The organism is Mesorhizobium sp. M7D.F.Ca.US.004.03.1.1 (genome assembly GCF_003998635.1).
Lineage (GTDB): Bacteria > Pseudomonadota > Alphaproteobacteria > Rhizobiales > Rhizobiaceae > Mesorhizobium > Mesorhizobium loti.
Window position 1 is genome coordinate 1 of the sequence record NZ_RZQG01000840.1, and the last position, 2,552, is coordinate 2,552.

3 protein-coding genes and 1 pseudogene are annotated in these 2,552 nt (G+C 59.1%); 1 reads left to right on the forward strand and 3 read right to left on the reverse strand.

The window, feature by feature from the left end:
• From EN935_RS30690 to EN935_RS30700, 3 genes are all read right to left on the reverse strand, one after another.
• Positions 1 to 540, reverse strand: a 540-nt coding sequence (locus tag EN935_RS30690; protein ID WP_164771477.1) for an urea carboxylase-associated family protein, incomplete at its 3' end; no start/stop codon positions are given.
• A complete protein-coding gene (locus tag EN935_RS30695; RefSeq protein ID WP_127373947.1) occupies positions 537 to 1,310 on the reverse strand; it encodes a 5-oxoprolinase subunit PxpA in 774 nt (257 codons plus the stop codon). The genes EN935_RS30690 and EN935_RS30695, both read right to left, overlap by 4 nt.
• Positions 1,311 to 1,393: 83 nt before the next feature.
• Entirely contained in the window at positions 1,394 to 2,176 is a 783-nt protein-coding gene (locus EN935_RS30700; RefSeq protein ID WP_127265989.1) for a transporter substrate-binding domain-containing protein, read from the reverse strand.
• Between the two features lie 156 nt (positions 2,177 to 2,332).
• Here EN935_RS30700 and EN935_RS41545 point away from each other — a divergent pair.
• Positions 2,333 to 2,552: pseudogene (locus EN935_RS41545) on the forward strand (hypothetical protein); the annotation flags it as partial.

A 2,552-nucleotide genomic window follows, 5' to 3' on the forward strand; every position in this document is an offset into this window, starting at 1 on the left:
GTCTTGGGGGCATGCGGACAGAACCAGCGTCAGGTCGATTTCGGCCCGCAGCACAACATAGTCACCCGCGACGGACTGAGGCGGCAGGCGATCCACGCTCCCGTCGGCAGACACTGGAACATTCATGAACAGGTTGAGCGATGCGGGGGTGAAGGGAAGTTTGATGCCGGCCTGCTCGAGCGCCTCATGCAGATTGTCGGTGCAAGTGCGGTGGTTGTCGGAAGCACCGAGTTCCCGGTAGATCGCACGATTGCAAGGGCACAACAGCGTATCGTGATGACCGGGCGATGTGTCCTCGACTACGGTCAACATGAGCCGGCGATTGTTGGACACGAGCCGAGCCCCCTTGTCTACGAAGACATTGGAGTTGATCGACCGGGTATTGTCCATCGACAGGTGCTCGTGAGGATCGTCCGCGGCGAAGGCCCAGGTATCGGAAACTTGCGTGCCGGACGGCGTTGCGATGCTGATGAGGTCGCCGGTCTTGAGCGTAAAGGAGCGACCATAGCTAGCCGGCACCACGAAGTGCTTCGTCGTCATCTTGATTCCTTGATTGGTGGCGCGACGCTGTAGCCGGCCGCCTCCAACTTCTGGCGCAGCCTCTTGGCCATGGTAACCGCGTCCGGCGTATCGCCGTGAACGCAAATGCTGTCGATACGCGCCGCGATTTTTTTGCCGGATTCGCAGATCACCATGTCAGCCTCGATCATCCGCAACACCCGTTCGGCGGCCAGGTCCGGATCATGGATTACGGCGCCGGGCAGCTTGCGCGAGACAAGGTTGCCGCTATCTGCGTAGGCGCGATCGGCATAGATTTCGCGGATCGGCGCCAGGCCGGCGTCAAGCGCAGCGACCTCTGTTGCCATGGCGGGCATCACAATGAAGCTCAAACCCTTGTCGACTGCAGCGATGGCCCCCGCGACTGCGGCAGCCAGAGCCGGATCCTCGGCAGACATGTTGCCGAGCGATCCGTGCGTCTTGACATGCGCCAGCCGCACGCCTTGGCTTTTCGCCAGAGCCTGAAGTGCGCCAATCTGGTAAATCACCTGCTTGGCTATGTCCGCCGGGCTGTCGTCCAAGATTCGCCGTCGACCGAAGCCCCAAAGATCGAAGAACCCTGGATGAGCCCCCACATTGACGCCGCGTTGCGCAGCCAGGGCCAAGGTCCGATGCATCACCAAGGGATCGCCTGCGTGAAAGCCACAGGCAATGTTGGCGGATGTTACAATCGAAAGCATTGCATCGTCATTGCCGAGCGTATAGGCGCCGAAGCCTTCGCCCATGTCGCAATTGATATCAATGGTCCGCACCGGCCGCGGCCTCCGCGCTGATGAAAAGGATTCTACGGAGAGTAGCGCCCGGCTCACCGGGCGCCCCCGATTGCGATGTTGGGTTACTTGAGCGTGCGGATCGGATCGGCCGGATGAGGATCAAAGCCTACCAGTTCGGTCGTCAGCTTGGCGTAAGTGCCATCTGCGATCATATCGGCAAGTGCCTTGTCCACTTGAGCAACGAGATCGGTTCGATCTTTGTTAAAGGCAAAGCCTTTCTGAATATGACTGACGAAATCGTCCGTCATGGCCAATGGCAGGTTTGCATTCTTGATGGCATAACCGGCTGCAACTGCATCGGTAATGACCGCATCGATGTTGCCGTTCACGAGGTCTTGCAGACCATCGGATTCGGACTTGTAGCCCTTGACCGTGGCGCCTTTCTCCTCAGCGATCTTGAACCAATTGGACGCAATAAGCGCGCCGACGTTCTTGCCTTTGAGGTCGGCCGCAGACTTGATGGCGGAATCCTTTAGAACAACGATGCGTCCGCCTGATTCCAGCCAACCGTCTGAGAACAGCACGGCCTTCTGGCGCTCAGCGGTGATGTCCATGGCCGCGCTGATGACGTCATACTGGTTCGCCGCCAAGCCGACGAGCAACGAGTCCCATTTGGTTATCACGGGCTCATAGGTGAGGCCGATGCGTTTTGCGACTTCCTTCATGACACGAATTTCGAGACCGTCGAGCTCGCCACCTGGGGCCTGCATCGAAAAGGGCGGATAAGTGCCTTCGGTCGCGACCATCAACTTTCCAGGTTGGATAAGCTTGAGGTCCTGAGCCTGGGCACCGGCGATGTTTGCGAAGGCGAGCGCGGCGACGAGCGCCAGAAGCTTGATTTTCATGACTACCCTCTGTGGTTCCTTTTTTGATCACCGCTCATCACGCTCGCTAGGCTGCAAGCGGACACGGCGGACCTGACGTCTCGGACGATCTATCCCGTTCAGCAGGGTTGCGCTTGCCAAGTGGGTCAGGCAAGATGGAGTATCACTGGTATGCCAATGGAACGCAAGAGGAATATTTGCCAAGTGACTCGCATCGCGCCTCCCGTCTGCCTTATCGTGCAGCCGATACATTCAGCAGGAATTCAGCGGCTGCAGGACCAGGGCCTGCAGCCAGTGACGGACGGCGTAGCAGTTGATCCGTCGCATGTTGTTGCAGCCATCACCCGCAACGCCGGCTTCTCGGCAGCCAGAATGGAGGCCCTGCCCTGTCTCAGAG